Source organism: Streptomyces alkaliphilus (assembly GCF_014141535.1).
GTDB lineage: Bacteria > Actinomycetota > Actinomycetes > Streptomycetales > Streptomycetaceae > Streptomyces > Streptomyces alkaliphilus.
In genome coordinates, this window is record NZ_VKHT01000951.1 from 1 (window position 1) to 1,914 (window position 1,914).

Genomic DNA, 1,914 nt, shown 5'->3' on the forward strand with positions numbered 1-1,914 from the left:
GCCGTGGAGGTGGCCGCGCCGGAGCCGTCGGCGGAGGCGGCGGAGGTCTGCCGGAGCCTGGCCGACGCCCTGCCCCCGGAGGTGGAGGGCCGGGAGCGCCGTGACGTGGAACCCGCCTCGCCCCACACGGCCGCGTGGGGTGACCCGGCGATCGTGTTGCGCTGCGGGGTGCCGGACCCGGCGGTGCTCGACCCGTTGGACCCGGCCTACGACCCGTTCGCCGACGCGCTGGCGGTCAACGACGTGTCGTGGCTGATCGAACCCGACGCGGGTGGCGACGGCTACCGCTTCACCACCACCGAGCGCACGGTGCGGGTGGAGGTGAGGGTCCCCTCGGCGTACGCGCCGGAGACCGGGGTCCTGGTGGACCTCGCCGAGGCGGTGGCCGGGGCGGTGCCGCTCGATCCGCTGTGGAAGGGGCACACCGACCACGGCTGAGCCGGGCCGTTTCCCCACCCGTCCCGTCCGACCGCTCCGTGCGGTGTCCCGTCGGCCCGTCCCGTCGCTTCCGCCGCCACCCGGGCGGCCGGGTGGGGACGGGAGCGAGGGGACGGGACGGAGCGCGTGCCGGCGGGGGTCAGCGCAGGCCGGTGGGGCGCCGCAGGGCCGCCCGGATGAGCGTGTCGACCAGCTCCGGGTAGCCCACCCCGCTCTCCTGCCACATCCGGGGGTACATGGAGATCGGGGTGAAGCCCGGCATGGTGTTGATCTCGTTGATGACGAACCGTCCGTCCTCGGTGAGGAAGAAGTCGGCGCGGACCAACCCTTCGCAGGAGGCGGCCTCGAAGGCCCGGACCGCGAGGCCGCGCACCCGCTCGGACTCCTCCGCGGAAAGCGGCGCGGGAACGATCCCCTCGGCCGAGTCGATGTACTTGGCCTCGAAGTCGTAGAAGTCGTGGGAGGTGGTGGGCGGGATCTCCGCCGGCACGCTGGCCCGCGGGCCCTCCTCGAACTCCAGGACACCGCACTCGATCTCCCGTCCCCGCACCATCGCCTCGACGATGATCTTGGGGTCGTGGCGTCGGGCCTCGGCGATCGCCTCGTCCAGGTCCTCCGGGCCGTTCACCCGGCTGATACCCATGGACGAACCGGCCCGGGACGGCTTGACGAAGAGTGGCCAGCCGTGGCGGTTGGCGAATTCGGTGAGGCGGGCCCGCACCCCGGCCGGGTCGCGTTCCTCCTCCCGTGGCCGTACCACCGTGTAGGGGCCCACCGACAGGCCGAAGGAGGTGAAGACGCGCTTCATGTACTCCTTGTCCATCCCGATGGCCGAGGAGAGCACGCCGGAGCCGACGTAGGGGATGCCGGAGAGCTCCAGCAGCCCCTGGAGGGTGCCGTCCTCGCCATAGGGGCCGTGCAGGACCGGGAAGACGACGTCCACGTCCCCCAGCACCTTGGGGACGGCACCCGGTTCGGTGTAGACGACCTCGCGGCTGCCGGCGGTGACCGGGAGCAGCACGCCGCCGGAGTCCGACTCCGCGAGGTCGTCCACGGCGGGGAGCCGGCGATCGGTGATCGCCATCCGTTCGGGTGCGTCGGCGGTCAGGGCCCACCGGCCGTCGGCGGTGATGCCGATGGGCAACACCTCGTAGCGCTCGCGGTCGATGGCGTTCAGCACGGCGCCCGCGGTGACCACGGAGATGGCGTGCTCGGAGCTGCGGCCTCCGAAGACGACGGCGACGCGCGGCTTGAGGCGCTGAGGGCTCGAAGAGGGGCCCCCGGGGGGCGACTGGCTGCTCATATCGCCCCGAGGCTACCGAACACCGGTTCCGCCGGCCGGCGGCGCCCGGTGGTTCGCGCACGGATTCCCCCGGCCGGCCGGGGCACGGCGGGACGGAGGGGTGAAAGCCGGGCACTCCGCGCCGGGGCACGGGGACCGGGCCGAAGCGGAAGCCGCGCGGGTGGGGCCGGGAG

At 73.8% G+C, this 1,914-nt stretch carries 2 protein-coding genes; one reads left to right on the top strand and one right to left on the bottom strand.

The genetic code is table 11. From position 1 onward, the window contains the following. On the top strand, nucleotides 1-438 hold a 438-nt coding region (locus FNQ90_RS21400), incomplete at its 5' end, for a DUF3515 domain-containing protein (protein WP_194432761.1). Between the two features lie 139 nt (nucleotides 439-577). Here the strand turns inward: FNQ90_RS21400 and FNQ90_RS21405 are convergent. Then, nucleotides 578-1,741, bottom strand: a complete 1,164-nt coding sequence (locus tag FNQ90_RS21405; RefSeq protein ID WP_182607853.1) for a D-alanine--D-alanine ligase family protein — start codon at nucleotides 1,739-1,741, stop codon at nucleotides 578-580. Nucleotides 1,742-1,914: the final 173 nt, after the last annotated feature.

What these genes read in the sequence shown, in the direction of transcription:
- FNQ90_RS21405 (WP_182607853.1), bottom strand. Translation starts at nt 1,741, where the DNA reads ATGAGCAGCCAGTCGCCCCCCGGGGGCCCCTCTTCGAGCCCTCAGCGC.